At 73.6% G+C, this 16,304-nt stretch carries 16 protein-coding genes and 2 pseudogenes; 8 read left to right on the top strand and 10 right to left on the bottom strand.

Features of this window, described 5'->3' with window-relative positions; translation table 11 throughout:
- The 3 genes from IG86_RS0136960 to uvrB all read right to left on the bottom strand — a co-directional run.
- Positions 1 to 701: TerD family protein (locus tag IG86_RS0136960; protein ID WP_030902749.1), on the bottom strand; the 701-nt coding region annotated here is incomplete at its 3' end.
- A gap of 44 nt (positions 702 to 745) precedes the next feature.
- The gene (locus IG86_RS0136955; protein ID WP_030833855.1) at positions 746 to 1,324 is read right to left on the bottom strand and encodes a TerD family protein; all 579 of its coding nucleotides are present in this window, start codon (positions 1,322 to 1,324) and stop codon (positions 746 to 748) included.
- A gap of 88 nt (positions 1,325 to 1,412) precedes the next feature.
- On the bottom strand, positions 1,413 to 3,587 hold the full coding sequence (gene uvrB, locus IG86_RS0136950) for an excinuclease ABC subunit UvrB (RefSeq protein ID WP_030902746.1): 2,175 nt from the start codon (positions 3,585 to 3,587) through the stop codon (positions 1,413 to 1,415).
- 234 nt (positions 3,588 to 3,821) lie between these two features.
- Here uvrB and IG86_RS0136945 point away from each other — a divergent pair, with 234 nt between their 5' ends.
- The 3 genes from IG86_RS0136945 (at position 3,822) to IG86_RS0136935 (ending at position 6,860) form a co-directional block, all read left to right on the top strand.
- Entirely contained in the window at positions 3,822 to 4,724 is a 903-nt protein-coding gene (locus tag IG86_RS0136945) for a glycerophosphodiester phosphodiesterase (RefSeq protein ID WP_030902743.1), read from the top strand.
- Positions 4,725 to 4,759: 35 nt separating this feature from the next.
- Complete coding sequence (locus IG86_RS0136940; protein ID WP_030902739.1) at positions 4,760 to 5,323, top strand: methylated-DNA--[protein]-cysteine S-methyltransferase; 564 nt, start codon at positions 4,760 to 4,762, stop codon at positions 5,321 to 5,323.
- 319 nt (positions 5,324 to 5,642) lie between these two features.
- Positions 5,643 to 6,860 carry an MFS transporter gene (locus IG86_RS0136935; RefSeq protein WP_107056325.1) on the top strand — a complete coding sequence of 406 codons (1,218 nt, stop codon included), beginning with the start codon at positions 5,643 to 5,645 and terminating at the stop codon, positions 6,858 to 6,860.
- On the opposite strand, the gene IG86_RS0136930 is transcribed toward IG86_RS0136935, so the two are convergent.
- Both IG86_RS0136930 and IG86_RS39515 read right to left on the bottom strand, forming a co-directional pair.
- Positions 6,850 to 7,242: a cupin domain-containing protein gene (locus tag IG86_RS0136930; protein WP_030902734.1), complete on the bottom strand. Its 393-nt coding sequence runs from the start codon at positions 7,240 to 7,242 to the stop codon at positions 6,850 to 6,852. The genes IG86_RS0136935 and IG86_RS0136930 overlap by 11 nt on opposite strands.
- Positions 7,243 to 7,308: 66 nt before the next feature.
- Positions 7,309 to 8,096, bottom strand: a pseudogene (locus tag IG86_RS39515) (class I SAM-dependent methyltransferase).
- 80 nt (positions 8,097 to 8,176) lie between these two features.
- Here IG86_RS39515 and IG86_RS0136920 point away from each other — a divergent pair.
- The gene (locus tag IG86_RS0136920) at positions 8,177 to 9,121 is read left to right on the top strand and encodes a pseudouridine-5'-phosphate glycosidase (protein ID WP_030833875.1); all 945 of its coding nucleotides are present in this window, start codon (positions 8,177 to 8,179) and stop codon (positions 9,119 to 9,121) included.
- Positions 9,118 to 10,023: a carbohydrate kinase family protein gene (locus IG86_RS0136915; protein ID WP_030833879.1), complete on the top strand. Its 906-nt coding sequence runs from the start codon at positions 9,118 to 9,120 to the stop codon at positions 10,021 to 10,023. The genes IG86_RS0136920 and IG86_RS0136915 overlap by 4 nt, the downstream gene beginning before the upstream one ends.
- Positions 10,024 to 10,069: 46 nt before the next feature.
- On the opposite strand, the gene IG86_RS0136910 is transcribed toward IG86_RS0136915, so the two are convergent.
- Positions 10,070 to 10,729: a nucleoside/nucleotide kinase family protein gene (locus tag IG86_RS0136910; protein ID WP_030833883.1), complete on the bottom strand. Its 660-nt coding sequence runs from the start codon at positions 10,727 to 10,729 to the stop codon at positions 10,070 to 10,072.
- A 92-nt stretch (positions 10,730 to 10,821) separates the two neighbouring features.
- On the opposite strand from IG86_RS0136910, the gene IG86_RS0136905 reads away from it, so the two are divergent.
- Positions 10,822 to 12,276, top strand: a complete 1,455-nt coding sequence (locus IG86_RS0136905) for a WGR domain-containing protein (protein WP_030902731.1) — start codon at positions 10,822 to 10,824, stop codon at positions 12,274 to 12,276.
- Here the strand turns inward: IG86_RS0136905 and IG86_RS40430 are convergent.
- On the bottom strand, positions 12,240 to 12,707 hold the full coding sequence (locus tag IG86_RS40430) for a cupin domain-containing protein (protein WP_051785634.1): 468 nt from the start codon (positions 12,705 to 12,707) through the stop codon (positions 12,240 to 12,242). The two genes, IG86_RS0136905 and IG86_RS40430, sit on opposite strands and share 37 nt — an antisense overlap.
- Positions 12,708 to 12,856: 149 nt before the next feature.
- On the opposite strand from IG86_RS40430, the gene IG86_RS0136895 reads away from it, so the two are divergent.
- Entirely contained in the window at positions 12,857 to 13,525 is a 669-nt protein-coding gene (locus IG86_RS0136895) for a DUF2293 domain-containing protein (protein WP_030833892.1), read from the top strand.
- Here the strand turns inward: IG86_RS0136895 and IG86_RS0136890 are convergent.
- Positions 13,518 to 14,204, bottom strand: a complete 687-nt coding sequence (locus IG86_RS0136890; RefSeq protein ID WP_324611354.1) for a chaplin — start codon at positions 14,202 to 14,204, stop codon at positions 13,518 to 13,520. The genes IG86_RS0136895 and IG86_RS0136890 overlap by 8 nt on opposite strands.
- Before the next feature lie 149 nt (positions 14,205 to 14,353).
- On the opposite strand from IG86_RS0136890, the gene IG86_RS0136885 reads away from it, so the two are divergent.
- On the top strand, positions 14,354 to 14,902 hold the full coding sequence (locus IG86_RS0136885; protein ID WP_030833896.1) for a hypothetical protein: 549 nt from the start codon (positions 14,354 to 14,356) through the stop codon (positions 14,900 to 14,902).
- On the opposite strand, the gene IG86_RS0136880 is transcribed toward IG86_RS0136885, so the two are convergent.
- Positions 14,883 to 16,088, bottom strand: coding sequence for an SWIM zinc finger family protein (locus IG86_RS0136880; protein ID WP_030902725.1), 1,206 nt, complete (start codon positions 16,086 to 16,088; stop codon positions 14,883 to 14,885). The two genes, IG86_RS0136885 and IG86_RS0136880, sit on opposite strands and share 20 nt — an antisense overlap.
- A pseudogene (locus IG86_RS39510) lies at positions 16,085 to 16,304 on the bottom strand (DEAD/DEAH box helicase); the annotation flags it as partial. The gene IG86_RS0136880 and the pseudogene IG86_RS39510, both read right to left, overlap by 4 nt.

Below are 16,304 nucleotides of genomic sequence, written 5' to 3'. Positions count from 1 at the left end.
GGGCCCGGCGTGCCTGCGTACGGCACGCCGGAGACCGGGAGCGGGTCCGGGGGCTCCGGGGCGGGCGCGGGGGCCTGGGCGGGGGTCTGCGGGGCGCGCAGGTCGCCGACGAGGGTGGGCATGGCCGCGAGCGTCGCGTCCGTCTCCTTCACCGGGGCGGCGGTGCGCAGGGCGGTGGCGGCCAGTTCCCCGGCGGCCGGTGCGGGCAGTCCGCCGTCGGCGAGCAGCGCGCCGAGGCCGTCGGCGTAGCCCTGGCCCACGGCGCGGACCTTCCAGGCGCCCTGGCGCCGGTAGAGCTCCAGGGCGATCACGGCGCTCTCGGCGTCCAGCCCGGTCAGGGTGTAGCCGGCGATCTCGGTGCCGCCGTCGGGGTCGGCCACGGCCACGTGGGAGGCCGGGACCGCGCCGAAGCGGACCGGGCCGCCGGGCGGCAGTACGAGCAGCACGCCGACGCGGTGGACGTCCGCCGCGACGGCGTCGAGGTCCACGGCGAAGGTGTGCCGGTCGGCGAGTTCCGCCGGCGCCTGGACGCCGGGGAGGGACCTGGCGCCCGGGTGGGCCAGGACCTCGCTGCCGGAGAGCCGGCCCTGTTCGTCGGCGAGCGAGGCCAGGGCCAGCACGGGCGTACCCGCCGAGACCCTGATCTCCACCCGGCTCTGGGACACGGGGTGGTTCTGCCCCCGGACCAGTTCGGCCGTCATCGTGCAGCCCCTCCCCCGTGCCTTCTTCTCTTCTTCCGGTACTGCTACAGGTGCGGCAGGATCGCCGGCATCAGGTCCTGGAAGGTCCGGCCGTTGGCCGGGTTGCCCAGGGCCGTCATCTGCCAGCCGGCGCCCACGCGGGACACCTTCGCCATGATCTGCGCGGTGTACGCGCCGCCGCCGTCGAGGGTGTAACGGGCCAGCTCCTGGCCGTTGGTCTCGTCGACGATGCGGCAGAAGGCGTTCTGCACCTCCTGGAACGTCTGGCCGGTGAAGGAGTTCACCGTGAAGACGATCTGGTCGATGTGGACCGGCACGCGCTGGAGGTCGACGAGGATCGCCTCGTCGTCCCCGCCCTGGCCGACGCCGCCGACGAGGTTGTCGCCGGTGTGGCGCACCGAGCCGTCGTCGCTCTGCAGGTGGCGGAAGAAGACCACGTCGACCGGCTGCTTGTCGGCGAAGAGCACCGCCGACGCGTCGAGGTCGATCTCCCGCGTCCGCGAGCCGAACAGTCCGCGGCGCTTCGCCGCCTGCCAGCCCAGGCCCATCCGGACCGCGGTCAGCGTCCCTCCGTCCGACTTCTGCAGACTGATGGCCTGACCCTTGGTCATGTTGACCGTCACGCGCGTCCCCTCTCCATAGCCCGCCCCAGTTGACTGGTGCGCAGCGTGTTCCTGCGGCTGTGACCCAACCCTACTGACAGCCCCCGGCTCAGGCGAGGCCCGCTTCCTTCATCTGCCGGAGCTCCTTCTTCAGCTCGCCGACCTCGTCCCGGATCCGGGCCGCGACCTCGAACTGGAGCTCCGCGGCGGCGGCGCGCATGCGCTCGGTCATCTGCTCGATGAGCGAGGCGAGTTCGGCGGCCGGCCGGTCGGTGAGCACCTCGGTGCCCGTGGTCCCCTTGGCCGCTTTCGCACCCTTGCCGCCCTTGCCGCCCTTGCCGCCCTTGGCTCCCGCCGGGGCGTGGGCCCCGAGAGCCGGTACGGGCGCCTTGGCGCCCTTGCCCTCCTTCGCCTGCCGGTATCCGGTGCCGAGGAGCTGCTCGGTGTCCAGTTCCTCGCGGGCGATGGTGGCGACGATGTCGTTGATCTTCTTGCGGAGCGGCTGCGGGTCGATCCCGTTCGCCGTGTTGTAGGCGATCTGCTTCTCGCGGCGCCGGTTGGTCTCCTCGATGGCCTTCTCCATGCCCGGCGTGACCTTGTCCGCGTACATGTGGACCTGGCCGGAGACGTTGCGCGCGGCGCGGCCGATGGTCTGGATCAGGGAGGTGCCGGAGCGCAGGAAGCCCTCCTTGTCGGCGTCGAGGATCGCCACCAGCGACACCTCGGGCAGGTCGAGGCCCTCGCGCAGCAGGTTGATGCCGACCAGGACGTCGTACTCGCCGGCGCGCAGCTCGCGCAGCAGCTCGATGCGGCGCAGGGTGTCGACGTCGCTGTGCAGGTAGCGGACCTGGATGCCGAGCTCCAGGAAGTAGTCCGTGAGGTCCTCGGCCATCTTCTTGGTGAGGGTGGTGACCAGGACCCGCTCGTCCTTCTCGACCCGCTTGCGGATCTCGTGGACCAGGTCGTCGATCTGGCCCTCGGTGGGCTTGACCACGACCTCGGGGTCGATGAGGCCGGTGGGGCGGATGATCTGCTCGACGAAGCCGTCGCCGCGGGAGAGCTCGTACTTTCCGGGGGTCGCCGACAGGTAGACGGTCTGGCCGATGCGCTCCTGGAACTCCTCCCACTTCAGCGGCCGGTTGTCCAGCGCGGACGGCAGCCGGAAGCCGTGGTCGACCAGGGTCCGCTTGCGGGAGGCGTCGCCCTCGTACATGGCGCCGATCTGCGGCACGGTGACGTGCGACTCGTCGATGACCAGGAGGAAGTCCTCCGGGAAGTAGTCGATGAGGGTGTTGGGCGCCGATCCCCGCTCGCGGTCGTCCATGTGCAGGGAGTAGTTCTCGATGCCGGAGCAGGACCCGATCTGGCGCATCATCTCCAGGTCGTAGGTGGTGCGCATGCGCAGGCGCTGCGCCTCCAGCATCTTGCCCTGCTTCTCCAGCTCGGTGAGGCGCTCGGCCAGCTCGGCCTCGATGCCGGCGATCGCCTTCTCCATGCGCTCCGGGCCGGCGACGTAGTGGCTGGCCGGGAAGACGTAGAGCTCGCGGTCCTCGCTGATGACCTCGCCGGTCAGCGGGTGCAGGGTGGAGAGGGCCTCGATCTCGTCGCCGAACATCTCGATGCGGACGGCCAGTTCCTCGTAGACCGGGAAGATCTCGATGGTGTCGCCGCGGACCCGGAAGGTGCCGCGGGTGAAGGCGACGTCGTTGCGCGTGTACTGGATGTCGACGAAGCGGCGCAGCAGCTGGTCCCGGTCGATCTCCTCGCCCACCTTGAGCGCGACCATCCGGTCGACGTACTCCTGCGGGGTGCCCAGGCCGTAGATGCAGGACACGGAGGCGACGACGATGACGTCCCGCCGGGTCAGCAGCGAATTGGTGGCGGAGTGGCGCAGCCGCTCCACCTCCTCGTTGATCGAGGAGTCCTTCTCGATGTACGTGTCCGACTGCGGTACGTAGGCCTCGGGCTGGTAGTAGTCGTAGTACGAGACGAAGTACTCGACGGCGTTGTTCGGCAGGAGCTCTCGGAACTCGTTCGCCAGCTGGGCGGCGAGCGTCTTGTTCGGCGCCATGACCAGGGTGGGGCGCTGGAGCTTCTCGATCATCCAGGCGGTGGTCGCCGACTTGCCGGTGCCGGTCGCACCCAGCAGGACGACATCCTTCTCACCTGCACGGATGCGCTTCTCCAGCTCGGCGATGGCCGCCGGCTGGTCGCCGCTGGGCTGGTAGGGGCTGACGACCTCGAAAGGCGCCACCGTGCGTTCGATCTTCGATACGGGCCGCATGAGTCAACCGTACGACCCTCCACTGACACTCACGTCCGCCCGCCGGGCCCCGGCACGCTCCGGGCTGCACCGCCGGGCCGGGCCGGCGTCATCCGTTCTGGTCCGTTTGTCGTAGTTCGGTGGCGGCTCTGTGATCTTCAACCCCATGATCGCGGTGAAGTGCATCGCCACAACGTCTGCCGCTCCGCACCCGTCTGACGCAGGAACAGGGCTCACGACCCGAGGAGAACGCACATGTACGTCCGACCCGCCGCCGCGGCCGCCGCCGCATTCCTGGGCTTCACCCTCACCCTGCTGGGCGGGACGGCGTCGTACGCCGCCACCGGACCCGGATCCGCCGCCGGACCGCTGGGCCTGGGGGGTCCCGTCGTGTACGCCCACCGGGGGGCCTCGGCGTACGCCCCGGAGAACACCCTCGAAGCGATCGACCTGGCGATGCGCCTGGGCTTCGCCTGGGTCGAGAACGACGTGCAGCGCACCAAGGACGGCGAGCTGGTCGTGATCCACGACGACACGCTGGCCCGGACCACCGACGTGGAACAGCTCTTCCCCGACCGCAAGCCCTGGAGGGTCAAGGACTTCACGGCGGCCGAGATCGCCCGGCTGGACGCGGGCAGCTGGTTCGGCGAGGAGTACGCGGGCGCCTCCGTGCCGACCCTGCGGCAGTACCTCGACCGGGTGCAGCGCAACCGGCAGCGGCTGCTGCTGGAGATCAAGAAGCCGGAGCTCTACCCGGGGATCGAGGAGCAGACCCTGCAGGTGCTGGGCGAGGCGGGCTGGCTCGACGCGCGCCACGTCTCGCAGCGCCTGGTGGTGCAGAGCTTCAGCGCCGACTCCGTACGCATCGTGCACGGGCTGCGGCCCGACCTGGTGACGGCCTTCCTGGGCACCCCTCCCGTGACGGACCTGCCGCGTTACGCGGAGTTCACCGACCGTATCAACCCGTGGCACACCACCATCTCGGCCGACTGGGTCGCGGCGGTGCACGGCCTGCTGGGCGCCCACGGCAAGGCGATGGAGGTGGACACCTGGATCGTGGACGACGCCGCGACCGCCCGGAAGGTGCAGGAGATGGGCGTCGACGGGATCATCACGAACGCCCCGGACGTGGTCCGGGAGGCGGTCGGCGGCTTCTGAGCGGCCCTGTCGCAGGCGGGTCGTACCGTGGACGCGTGGACAGCACCGAGCGGCCCCGCGGGCCGCACCTCGAATGGACCGTCGTCGCCAGCGACATCGGCCCCCTGTTCCTGGCCGCGACCCCGGAGGGTCTGGTCCGGGTCGAGTTCCATGCCGGGCCGGACCGGATCGACCGGATGACGGGCCAGCTCGTCTCCCGGCTCGGCGCCGACGCCCGGCGGCCCGCGCCGGGCGAGGAGGAGCTGCTGGCCGAGCCGGTGCGCCAGGTGGCCGCCTACTTCGCCGGTTCGCTGCGCCGCTTCGACCTGCCGCTGGACTGGCGCCTCAGCTCCGGCTTCAACCGGCAGGTGCTCCAGGAGCTGGGCCGTTCCGTGCCCTACGGGTCGGTCGTCGGCTACGGGGAGCTGGCCGCCCGCGTCGGACAGCCCGGCGCCGCCCAGGCCGTGGGCAACGCCATGGGGTCGAACCCGCTGCCGCTGGTGGTGCCCTGCCACCGGGTCGTGGAGAACGACGGCGGCATCGGGGGGTTCGGCGGCGGCGTGGAGACCAAGCGTCAGCTGCTCGCGCTGGAGGGAGTGCTGCCGCAGCCGCTGTTCTGAGCGCCACGCGGACCTGAAGCCCCGCACCGCACGCCCCCGCCCCGCACTGGTCGGGTCGGGCTGGTCGGGCTGTGACGCCTGTGACCTGCGGGTCCGGCCGCGCCGACGGCGCGGTTCCGCCCGGCGGTAAGGGGTGGCACACTGCGGCGGTGACTACTGCTGCCGCCGCACCCGGCTCCACCGCGTCCCCCGCGCCCCGCGCCGCGCACCCGCGAGGGCGGGGTACGGCGTGACCGCCTCGCCCGGCACGGACCGGCCCGCCCCGCCGCTCGGCCTCCCGGAGCTCGCGCGGCTCCGGAAGCGCACCTCCCGGGTGCTCATGGCCGGCCAGATGCTCGGCGGCCTCGGCGTGCCCATCAGCATCGCCCTGGCCCCCGTACTCGCCACCGAGGTCAGCGGCACCGAGGCGCTGTCCGGCTTCGCCTCCACCGCCTCGGTGATCGGCACCGCCCTGGTCTCGCTGCCGCTCGCCGCGCTGATGACCGCGCGCGGCCGGCGCCCCGGCCTGGTCCTGGCCTACGGGATCGGCGCCGTCGGGGCGGCCCTCGTCGTCCTCGCCGCCACGGTCAAGAACTTCCCGCTGCTGCTGCTCGGCATGGCCGCCTTCGGCGCCGCCTCCTCCGCCAACCTCCAGGCCCGGTTCGCCGCCGCGGACCTCGCCGCCCCGGACCACCGGGCCCGGGCCATCTCGGTCGTCGTGTGGGCGTCCACCCTCGGCGCGGTGCTCGGCCCCAACCTGTCCGCTCCGGCGAGCCGCAGCTTCGCGGGGACCTCCATACCCGAGACGGCGGGCCCCTTCGTGTGGGCCGCCGTCGTCTTCGTGCTGACGGGCACGCTGATCGCCGTACTCCTGCGCCCGGACCCCCTGCTGACGGCGCGGGCGCTCGCGGCACCCGAGGAGCAGAGCCGCGAGGGCCGCTCGATCCGCGCCGGGATCGTCGCCGTGCGGTCCTCTCCGCGGGCCCGGCTCGCCCTCCTCACCGTCGCCGTGTCCCACACCACCATGGTTTCGATCATGGTCATGACGCCGATGGACCTGGGCCACCACGGCGCCGGGCTGGAGCTCGTCGGGCTGGTGATCAGCGGTCACATCGCGGGGATGTTCGCCTTCTCCCCGCTCATGGGGTGGCTCGCGGACCGTCTCGGACGGCTCACCGTGATCGGCCTCGCCGCGGGACTGCTGTCGGTCGCCGCGCTGCTCGCCGGGACGGCCGGCCCCAGCCACGGCCAGAGCGCGCTCGGCCTCTTCCTGCTCGGCCTCGGCTGGTCCGCCGGGATGGTGTCCGGCTCGGCCCTGCTGACCGACTCGGTTCCGCAGCCCGCGCGGGCCGCCGTACAGGGCCTGAGCGACCTGACGATGAACACGGCCGCGGGGGTGGGCGGGGCCGCCGCCGGCGTGATCATGTCCCAGGCGGGCTACGGCTGGCTGAACGCCGTCGGGGCCTCGCTGCTGCTGCCGATGGCGGCGCTCGCCCTGTTCACCGCGCGCCGCCACCCCGTGGCCGCCAAAACGCCCCCGCCGGGGGTCAGTAGCTGATGTGGTAGGCCTTGCGGAGGGTCTCGTGGACGGTCCAGACGGTCTTGTCGCCCTCGCGCAGGACGCAGGCCGAGCCCGGGCCCACCTCCAGCGTCGCGCCGCCCTCGACCTCGACGGTGGCGCGTCCGCTGACCACCACGAACAGCTCGTCGGCCTCGACGTCGGTGACCACGCCCGGGGTGATCTGCCAGATCCCGCGCACCTGCTTGCCGTCGGCCGACTCCCACAGGACCTTGCCCGTGACGACGGGCTCCCCGGAGACGATCTGCGCGGGGTCGAGGTCGTCGGGCTCCAGCTCCACGTCCGCCACGTCGACGGCGAAGGAGGCGGGGGCGGGAGCGGGTGCGGGTGCGGGTGCGGCGGAGTGATCACTGGTGCTCATGGCGCGCCAGCCTAGTGCGGCCCTCCCGCGCGGCGCGGTGACCACAGCGTCCAGCAACGGACCGGCCTACGAGTCATCCTGTCCAGTCGGGCCGGGGCGCCGGGCGGTGAGGACCGGCTGGTGGAAGCCGGTGTCGGCCGGTGCGTGCCAGGCGGTGTCGCGCAGGCCCGTCTGCCGGGCGAACTCCGCGGTCCGCTCCTGCGTGAGCGCCCAGTACGTGGCGCGCGAGGTCCGGGGCGTCCAGCTGTCACCGGCCGGCAGGAGCTGGAAGAGCTCCAGGTCGTAGCGCTCCCCGTCGGAGTGCCAGTGCCACAGCTGGAAGGTGATGGTGCGCCGCCCGTCGGGGTCCGTGTGGACGTGCGGGGCCTCGCTCCGCGGCCGGGCCCACAGCAGGTCCCCGTACGGTCGGGTGGACAGCAGCAGGAGTCCGCCGGGCCGCAGGACCCGCAGGGTTTCGGCCAGCGCGGCGCACACGTCCCGTGCGGTCAGCAGGTGGGGCAGCGCGTTGTCGGCGCAGACCACGGCGTCGAAGGAGGCGTCCGCGAAGGGCAGGGCCGCATGTCGGCGGCGGCGACGGGCAGGGCGGGTCCGCGGCGGGCGGCCTCCCTCGCGGCGCGGGCGGCGGCGAGGGGGCTGAGGTCGGTCCCGGTGACCTTGTGGCCCAGCGCGGACAGGCCCAGGGACTGGGTGCCGATGCCGCAGGCGTTGTCGAGGACCGTGTGCGGTCCGGGGCCCAGTGCTGCGGTGAGCAGCGCGTCGAGGGCCCGGCCCTGCCGGGTGACGGAGGCGTCCCAGTCCGCGTAGATGAGGTCGTAGCGGTCGGCGAGCCCGTCGTAGAAGCCGCGCGTGTCCATGGGGGAACGCTACTCGGACAGCTTGGGGCGGGTGGGACGGGTGCGTTTGGGGGCGCCGATCCCGTGCCATGGATGGGGACATGTCACAGCACAGAGCAACTGCATCCCCGTCCGGTGGACCGGTCCTGTCGGAAGAGGTGCGCGAGGCGCTCGACAGGGGCAGGCCCGTGGTGGCCCTGGAGTCGACGATCATCGCGCACGGCCTGCCCCGCCCCCGCAACCTGGAGGTGGGCCTCGAACTGGAGGAGCTGGTCCGCGCGGAGGGTGCGGTTCCGGCGACGGTGGCGGTCGTCGACGGCGTGGCCCGGGCGGGCCTGGACAAGACCCAGCTGGAGCGGATCGCGACCGGCGACGGCGTGCGCAAGCTCGGACACCGGGATCTGGCGCCCGCGCTGGCGACGGGCGCGACCGGCGCGACGACGGTGTCCGCGACGGCCTTCCTCGCGGCCCGGGCGGGCCTGCGCGTCTTCGCGACGGGCGGTCTCGGCGGCGTGCACCGCGAATGGGCGCAGACGCAGGACGAGTCGGCGGACCTCTCCCTGCTGGCCCGGACCCGGATCACGGTGGTGTGCGCGGGGGTGAAGTCGATCCTGGACGTGCCGGCCACGCTGCAGCGGCTGGAGACGCTGGGGGTGGGGGTGCTCGGGTACGGCACGGAGCGCTTCCCCGGCTTCTACCTGGCCGATTCCGGTGAGCCGGTGGACTGGACCGTGCGGCGGCCGGAGGAGGTAGCGGCGGTGATGGCCGCTCAGGAGGCGCTGGGCGGGCCGGAGTCGGCGCTGCTCGTGGCCAATCCGGTGGCGGCCGCGGAGCAGCTGGATCCGCAGCTGCACGACCGGGTCCTGGCCGAGGCGCTCGCCGCATGCCGCGAACAGGGGATCACGGGGCAGGCGGTGACGCCGTTCCTGCTGGGGTTCCTGGTACGGGCGACGGCCGGGGCCTCGCTGGAGGCGAACCTGGCGGCGGTACGCGGGAACGTGCGGCTCGGGGCCCGGATCGCCGGGGCCTGGGCGGCGCGGGCATGACCGCGGCGGGGGCGCTGCTCGTCGTCGGGGACGTGGTGACGGACGTGGTGGCCGTCCACACGGAACCGCTGGCTCCGGCCACCGACACCGCGGCCCGCATCCGCACCCTGCCGGGCGGCGCGGGGGCCAACGCGGCGTGCTGGGCCGCCCGTACGGGAAGCGCGGAGGTACGTCTCCTCGCACGGGTGGGCACGGAATCGGCGCGGTGGCACGAACGGGCCCTGGTGGACGCGGGGGTGCGGCCCCGGTTGGTGATCGATCCGCAGGAGCCGACCGGGACGGTGGTGGCCCTCGTCGGCAAGGACGCCGAGCGGACCTTCCTGACCGACAGCGGGGCCTCGCTGCGGCTGTGCCCGGCCGACTGGGCTCCGTCCCTGCTGGACGGTGCGGCGCACCTGCACCTGTCCGGTTATCTGTTCTTCGCCGACAGCAGCCGGGAGCTGGCCATGGTCGCGCTGCGGGCGGCGCGGACGCGGGGGGTGCCGGTGAGCGTGGATCCCGCGTCGGCCGGATTCCTGGCCGCGCTGGGCCCGCAGCGCTTCCTGGACGCCGTGGCGGGCGCGGGGGTGCTGCTGCCGAACGAGGACGAGGCCCGGCTGCTGGCGGGGCTGCCGGAGGGGTCGGGGGTGGCCCGGGCGGCGACGGCGCTGAGCCGGCGGGTACCGCTCGTGGTGGTGACCCGGGGCCCGGCGGGGGCGCTCGTCGCCGAGCGGGGCCGGATCACGGCGGAGGTGGCGGCCGCGCGCCCGGCCGGGCCGGTGGTGGACTCCACGGGCGCCGGCGACGCCTTCACCGGCGCCTTCCTCGCCTCCCGCCTGGAGGGCGCGGACCCGGCGGAATCGGCCCGCGCGGGCTGCCGGGCCGCAGCCACCGCCATAACCCACCCGGGCGCCCGCCCCTGACCCCCCAGCACCCGCAGGTCCGGGGCGGCGGCCCGAACCCCGTGGGTCAGGTTCCCCGGATGCCCGTCCAGGCGGGGTGCCTGGGATCGTCCGCCCGCACCACCACGTCGGCGACGGAGGCCGGATCCACCTCGGCCTCGTACCGGGCGAACGCCGCCCCCGTCCACCGCTCGGACTCCTCGGTCCGCCGCGCGAGCGCCCCCGCCGACAGCCGGACGTGGACGCTCAGGTCGAAGGGGAACCACCGCCCCAGCAGCAGCGGCCCGTGCACCACCAGCACGCCGTCGGCCGGGAGTTCGACGTAGGGGCTGCGGGTCGCCCGGTCGGTCACCGGATCCCACAGGTCCGGCAGCACCCGCCCCGTCCCGCCGGGGTCGGTCGGCCCGAACACCTCCCGCCAGAGCGCGGCCGTGTCGTACCAGCCGTCCAGGTACGCGTCCACGTCCTGCCGGCCGAACTCGAAGCGCAGGGAAGCCGGCCGCAGGAAGCCGGCGGTCGGCACCACCAGGACGGGGCGTCCGCGCAGCCGCAGCTCCTCGGCGAGCCGCCCGGCGAGGGTGCCGGTGTCCGCCGCGGGCGCACCGTCGATGCCCACGCGCTGCCGGCCGTCGGGCCCGGGAGCGTTGCCGGGATCGTCGCCGGGGTCGTCGAGGTGACCGGCGAGCCGCTCGGCCATCCGCTGCCATGTGATCGCTTCCCACTGCACCGGCCCATTGTCAGTGGTCGCCCGTAGCTTTTTTCACGAGGGATCACCGCGGAAAGGGCGCCGGTGGCCCGGCTTTCGGGGAGGGGTCTGTCATGGCTCGGGAGACGACGTATCTGGAGCTGTCGCAGGACGGCGGTGGGGCGCACAAGTTCTACGAGGTGATCATGGACGGCACGGTCGTCTCCGTGCGCTACGGACGCATCGGCGCGCCGGGCCAGTTGCAGAGTTCCTCGTTCCCGACCGTCGAGAAGGCCCGCGCGGCCGCCGCGAAGAAGATCGGGGAGAAGGTCCGCAAGGGGTACGCCCCGGCGGTGCAGGGGCAGCGCGCCGCCCGTTCGGTGACGCGCCGCCAGGTGACGTCGGCGCCGTCGACGGCGCGTGCCGTCGCGCCGGTGCTGTGGCGTTTCCGTACCGGTTCCTCGGCCTTCGGGATCCATGTCGACGAGGACCGCTGCTGGGTCGGCAACCAGGCCGGTGACGTCTACACGCTCAGCCACGGCGGTGAGGTGCTGGCGCGCTATTCGCTGCCGGACGGGGTGAAGTGCCTGGTGGCGGACGAGTTCTGGATATACGCCGGCTGTGACGACGGCACGGTGTACGACCTGTCGTCGAAGGTCCCGTTCGGCGCCTACGCCATCGCGGCGGACGTGGACATCTACTGGCTGGACATCCACGAGGGCGTGCTCGACGTCTCGGACGCGAACGGCGGCCTGACGGTCATCGACCACGAGGACGAGCACCAGTGGTCGCGGAAGTCCGCCGGGACGAGTGCGTGGATGGTCCGGGCCGACGAGCGGGCGGTCTACCACGGGCACAGCGGAGGCGTGACGGCCTATGCGGCCGACGGCACGGGGCAGTTGTGGCACAGCGCGACCCCCGGCGGTGTCCTGTTCGGCTGGCAGGAGGAGCACTCCGTGTACGCGGGTACGGTCCGCAACACCGTGCAGCGGCTGTCGAAGGCCTCGGGGGCGACGGAGGCCACCTACCGCTGTGACGCTGCGGTGTATTCGTGCGCGACCTCGCCCGACGGCCGCCACGTCTTCGCGGGCGACTCCTCCTCCTCGGTCTACTGCTTCGACGCGGACGGGCACCGGCTGTGGAAGCTGGGGACCGGCGGCGGTTCGGCGCTGTCGATGCAGTATCTGGACGGCCGGCTGTACCTCGTCACCACGGACGGCTCCCTGGTCTGCGTGGACGCGAGCGAGCAGGCGATCGCGGCGGCCCAGCAGGGTTCGGTGCCCGCGCCGATGGACGTGAAGTCGGCTGCCGCGCTGCCGGTGTTCACGCCGGCCGCGTCGGCCTCGGCGGTGGCGACGGTCTCCATGGCCGCGGTGGCCTCGGAGCCGGCGGGCGGTGTGGTGGTGGAGTGCGTCCAGCAGGGCGGCCGGATGCGGGTGCAGGTGGTGTCGGACGGCTTCGAGCAGTCCTGGAACGTGCAGTTCCCGCGGGGGATCCGGGAGGCCGGCGCCCGGTACGTGGTGGACGGCCTGCACGCGGCGTCCGGGGGCTTCTACCGGGTCCGCGGGGAGATACGCCGACTGGTGTGACTGCTGCCGGCCGGTTCGGCGGGCGGCTCCGGTTCGTGCTGCCGGCACACCTGGGGGGTGGCACCGGCGGGGGCGGGCGTGGGTATGGAGAAGGGGGTCCCCTCGGGCAGCCGGGGGGTCACGTGGAGCACGACCGGCTCGGTGCCGAGGTTGTGGCCCAGGTGTATGTGCCCGATGCCCGCGGGTTCCACGAAGGTGGTCCCGGGCCGGTGCACCTCGACGGTGAGGTCGTGCAGGACCCGGGTCAGGGTGCCCGACAGGACGACGGCTTCGAGCCGCACCCGGTGGAAGTGCCAGCCGGTGCAGCCGCCCGGCGGGATGACTATCTCCCGGCCCGCGGGGATCGTGGTGACGCGTGCCCTGCCGGTGCCGAAACCGAAGCCGAAGCCGGTCGCCCGCGGCCGTGCCGTCGTCGTCCGCCGTGCGCCCATGTGCTCCTCCTCCGTGGACCGGGCCCCCGCGGTCCATGGTCCACCGCCCACCGTAGGAGCGATCAGGCCGATCCAGGAAGAGTCGGTGAAAGCCCAACCTCCCTTCCTCACCAGGTGATATGAGGGGCGGGGGGCGGTATCACACCTGTATGAGCCTGGTCGTCTTCGAGTCCGTGAAGCAGATCCACTGCGCGGAGTGCCGGCGCGGTCCGCTCCGGCACCTGGTGCGCGAGGCCGGTGTGCCCCGCTGCCTGGACTGTGCGGACCTGGGGCACCTCGTCTACCTTCCGCGCGGGGACGCCGCGCTCACACGCCGTGCCCGCGAGGCAAGTTCGCTGTCCGCGGTCGTGGTCCGCTTCCACAAGCGGCGCCGTCGCTACGAGCGCCTGGGGCTGTTCGTGGAGGATGACGCCCTGGCCGGCGCGGAACGCGCCTGCCTCGCGGACTCCGAGGCGCGGGCGCGTCGCCGGGAGCGCGACCGGCTGCGCCGTGCGGCGGAGGACGTCCGTTTCACGGCGGCTTTCGCCGCCGAGATAGTGCGGCTGTTCCCCGGCTGCCCGGCCGACCGGGCCGTGGCGATCGCCACCCATGCCTCGGTGCGCGGCAGCGGCCGGGTGGGGCGCACCGCGGCCGGGCGGGCCCTGGACGAGACGGCGGTCTCGGTGGCGGTGCGGGCGGCGGTCCGGCACACCGACACCGAGTACGACGCCCTGCTGATGGCGGGCGTCCCCCGCTTCACGGCCCGCGCCCGGCTGGCCCCGCGGATCGACGCCATCCTGGACGGATGGCGCACGGTGAGCCGGGACCGGGCTAGTTGACCCGGAAGCGGCGGTAGAGCATGAGGCCGCCGAGCAGCAGGGCGCCGCCGCTGGGCAGCAGGTAGCCGACGCCGTCCGCTCCGGTGTGGGCGAGTGCCTCGGTGTGCCGCGGGGGCTCGGGCGGGGTGACCCGGGTGACGGGTGAGGTCGGTGTGGTCGGGACGGCCGGGGTGACCGGCTTCTCGACGACGGGCGGCTGGACCGGCTTGGCGGGGCCGGGCTGCTCGACGTTGACGGACGTGTTGCCGTGCGAGGGGTTTCCGATGCCGACCACGTTGACGGAGTTGCCACTGATGTTGACCGGCAGGTCTACCGGGAGCTGGAGGCCGTTGCCGGACAGCACCCCGGGGGAATCCTTCGTCTGGCCGCTCGCGACGGCTCCGCCGCCGTTGCCCGCCGTCGGCGTCGACCGGTGTGACGTGCTCCGGTCGGAGTGTGCGCCGCCACCGCCCTCCGACGCGTTCGTACAGCGGTTCCCGGCGGCCGGGTTGAGGAGGCCGACGACGCTGACGGTGTTGCCGCACGCGTTGACCGGCACGTTCACCGGCAGCTGCACCAGGTTCCCGGACAGCAGACCCGGCGAGCGCTCGGCCCCGCCGCTCGCGTCCGCATCGGCGTGGGCGAACCCGCCGACGCCCGCGACCGCCAGACCGCCGCCCGCGACGACCGCCGCGATCAAGCCATTTCGACGACTGTGACGCATCACTTTCCTGCCTTCCGGTGGATGTCGGGGGTTTGCCCCACACCGGAAACAACGCCTCCAAACCCATACGGGTTATAGAGGCGGTAGGCATTTCACTCAATCGTGTGCTGGGTACTGGCTACTTCATGACTGAACGCCCGCTGCTCCTCCTCGACGTGGACGGCCCGCTGAACCCCTTCCGTTCGCCCTTCGCCGCACTGCGCGGGTACAAGAGCCACCGCATGTGGCCCGAGGTCTGGCTCTCCTACCGCGACCCGGAATCGCGCAGGGCACGGCGCGGCGCGCGGATCCGCCTGCACCCCTCCCACGGCTCCAGGCTGTTGGCCCTGCCCTTCGAGCTCGCCTGGGCCACGGCCTGGACGCACCAGGCCAACACCCTGATCGCGCCGCACATCGGGCTCCCCGGCGACCTGTCCGTCGTCGAATGGCCCGAACTGTTCGCCGAGGACCCCGACGGTCTGTCCTGGAAGACGCGCCACCTGCGGGACTGGGCGGCCGGCCGCCCGTTCGCCTGGGTCGACGACATGATCACCCCGCGCGACCGGGCCTGGGTCGCCGCCCACCATCCGGCACCGGCCCTCCTTCTGCGGATCCACCCGCGCCACGGTCTGCGGGACCGCGACTTCACCGCGTTGACCCGCTGGGCGGAGGGTCTCAGCCCCGCAGGGCGGTGACCGGGTCCGGGGAGGGGCGGCCCGTGGGCCACCAGTCGTCGTCGCCGGGGCGGGACTCGTAGGCGTACCAGAGGGCGTCGCGGCCGAGCCGGAGCTGTCGGGTGTGGGCGGTCAGCCGGTTGCGTTCGGGGCGGAAGGCGCCCTGGCCGGCGGCGAGGAGCGCCGGGCGGGCCCGGTCGAAGGGGCCGGCCGGAGGATCCCAGGCCTCTTCGAGCGCGGCGAGGGCCGGACGGCCGCCCTGGCGCCAGGCCGCCGCCGCCCGCGCGAGGTCGGTGGTGGTACGCCCGGTGGCGCGGGCCAGGTCCCGGTAGAGGGTGCGGGCCGCGCCCGTCAGGCCGGCCGTGGGGTGCGCGGAGGCCAGCCGTACGGCGTCGTGCCAGAGGGAGAGCCCGGCGATCGGGTCCTCGCCGGTGGTGAGCAGCGCCAGGGCGCGGGCGGCCGCGTCGGAGGCGAGCTGGTCGAGGGCGAGCGGGTCCGGCGCCGCCGGGTCGGCCGGGTAGGCGGGCGGAAGGCCGGCCGCCGCGGGTGCGGCGAGCGGTGCGGGCAGCGGCGGCAGGACCGTGCGGGCGAGCGCCGCCCGGGCGGTGACCGCGGGGAAGTCCGGTGCCGTGCCGGGCTGTTCGCGTGCGGCGTGGGCGGCGTTGCGGCGGGTGAGGTCTTCGAGGAGTTCCCGCTCGCCTCGGCCGCGCAGGAGCAGCAGGACGAAGGGGTCCTCGTCCAGGAGGCGGGCCGCGCGGTAGCAGAGGGCGGCGGCGTGCTTGCACGGCGGACGCCCGAAGTCCGGGCAGGAGCAGTGCGGGACGAGCTCGCCCGCCCCGGGCAGGACGGTCCCCGCCAGCGACTGCGGGACCTCCCGCTCCAGGAGGGCGCCGAGCGCCGCCGGGTCGGCGGCGACGTCTTCCAGCAGCTCGCCCCACTCCGCGTCCGCGAAGGCGGGCAGGGTCAGCTCGGTGCGGTACGGGCGGGGCCTGCTGCCCCGGACGTAGGCGACGATGCGACCGGGGGTGACGGTCACGGCGTCGACGTGCCCGTCGTTGGCGTAGCTGCGGCCCCGGGCCAGGCGGGCCGGGTCGCCGGAGACCTCTTCCAGGGCCGACACCCAGGCCCGGCCCCACCAGCTCACCGCCGCCGCCCCGGCGGGCACGGTCTCGAAGGTGCGGCGGCGGTCGTCCCGCGCGGTGATCATGCGGGCCTGCGCAGGGAGACGAGGTCGGCCAGCTCGCGGTCGGTCAGCTCGGTCAGGGCCGCCTCGCCGGAGCCGAGGACCGCGTCGGCCAGGGCCCGCTTCGCCTCCAGCATTTCGGCGATGCGGTCCTCGACGGTGCCTTCGGCGATGATCCGGTGGACCTGTACGGGCTGGGTCTGGCCGATGCGGTAGGCGCGGTCGGTGGCCTGTTCCTCG

This window comes from Streptomyces virginiae (assembly GCF_000720455.1).
In the GTDB taxonomy this organism is placed as follows: domain Bacteria; phylum Actinomycetota; class Actinomycetes; order Streptomycetales; family Streptomycetaceae; genus Streptomyces; species Streptomyces virginiae.
This window is presented reverse-complemented; position numbering and strand designations above follow the sequence as displayed.

Coding starts and splice junctions, on each gene's coding strand:
- IG86_RS0136905 (WP_030902731.1), top strand. CDS start 10,822: ATGGCTCGGGAGACGACGTATCTGGAGCTGTCGCAGGACGGCGGTGGG.
- IG86_RS0136945 (WP_030902743.1), top strand. CDS start 3,822: ATGTACGTCCGACCCGCCGCCGCGGCCGCCGCCGCATTCCTGGGCTTC.
- IG86_RS0136880 (WP_030902725.1), bottom strand. CDS start 16,088: ATGATCACCGCGCGGGACGACCGCCGCCGCACCTTCGAGACCGTGCCC.
- IG86_RS0136895 (WP_030833892.1), top strand. CDS start 12,857: ATGAGCCTGGTCGTCTTCGAGTCCGTGAAGCAGATCCACTGCGCGGAG.
- uvrB (WP_030902746.1), bottom strand. CDS start 3,587: ATGCGGCCCGTATCGAAGATCGAACGCACGGTGGCGCCTTTCGAGGTC.
- IG86_RS40430 (WP_051785634.1), bottom strand. CDS start 12,707: ATGGGCGCACGGCGGACGACGACGGCACGGCCGCGGGCGACCGGCTTC.
- IG86_RS0136935 (WP_107056325.1), top strand. CDS start 5,643: ATGGCCGGCCAGATGCTCGGCGGCCTCGGCGTGCCCATCAGCATCGCC.
- IG86_RS0136885 (WP_030833896.1), top strand. CDS start 14,354: ATGACTGAACGCCCGCTGCTCCTCCTCGACGTGGACGGCCCGCTGAAC.
- IG86_RS0136915 (WP_030833879.1), top strand. CDS start 9,118: ATGACCGCGGCGGGGGCGCTGCTCGTCGTCGGGGACGTGGTGACGGAC.
- IG86_RS0136920 (WP_030833875.1), top strand. CDS start 8,177: ATGTCACAGCACAGAGCAACTGCATCCCCGTCCGGTGGACCGGTCCTG.
- IG86_RS0136930 (WP_030902734.1), bottom strand. CDS start 7,242: ATGAGCACCAGTGATCACTCCGCCGCACCCGCACCCGCACCCGCTCCC.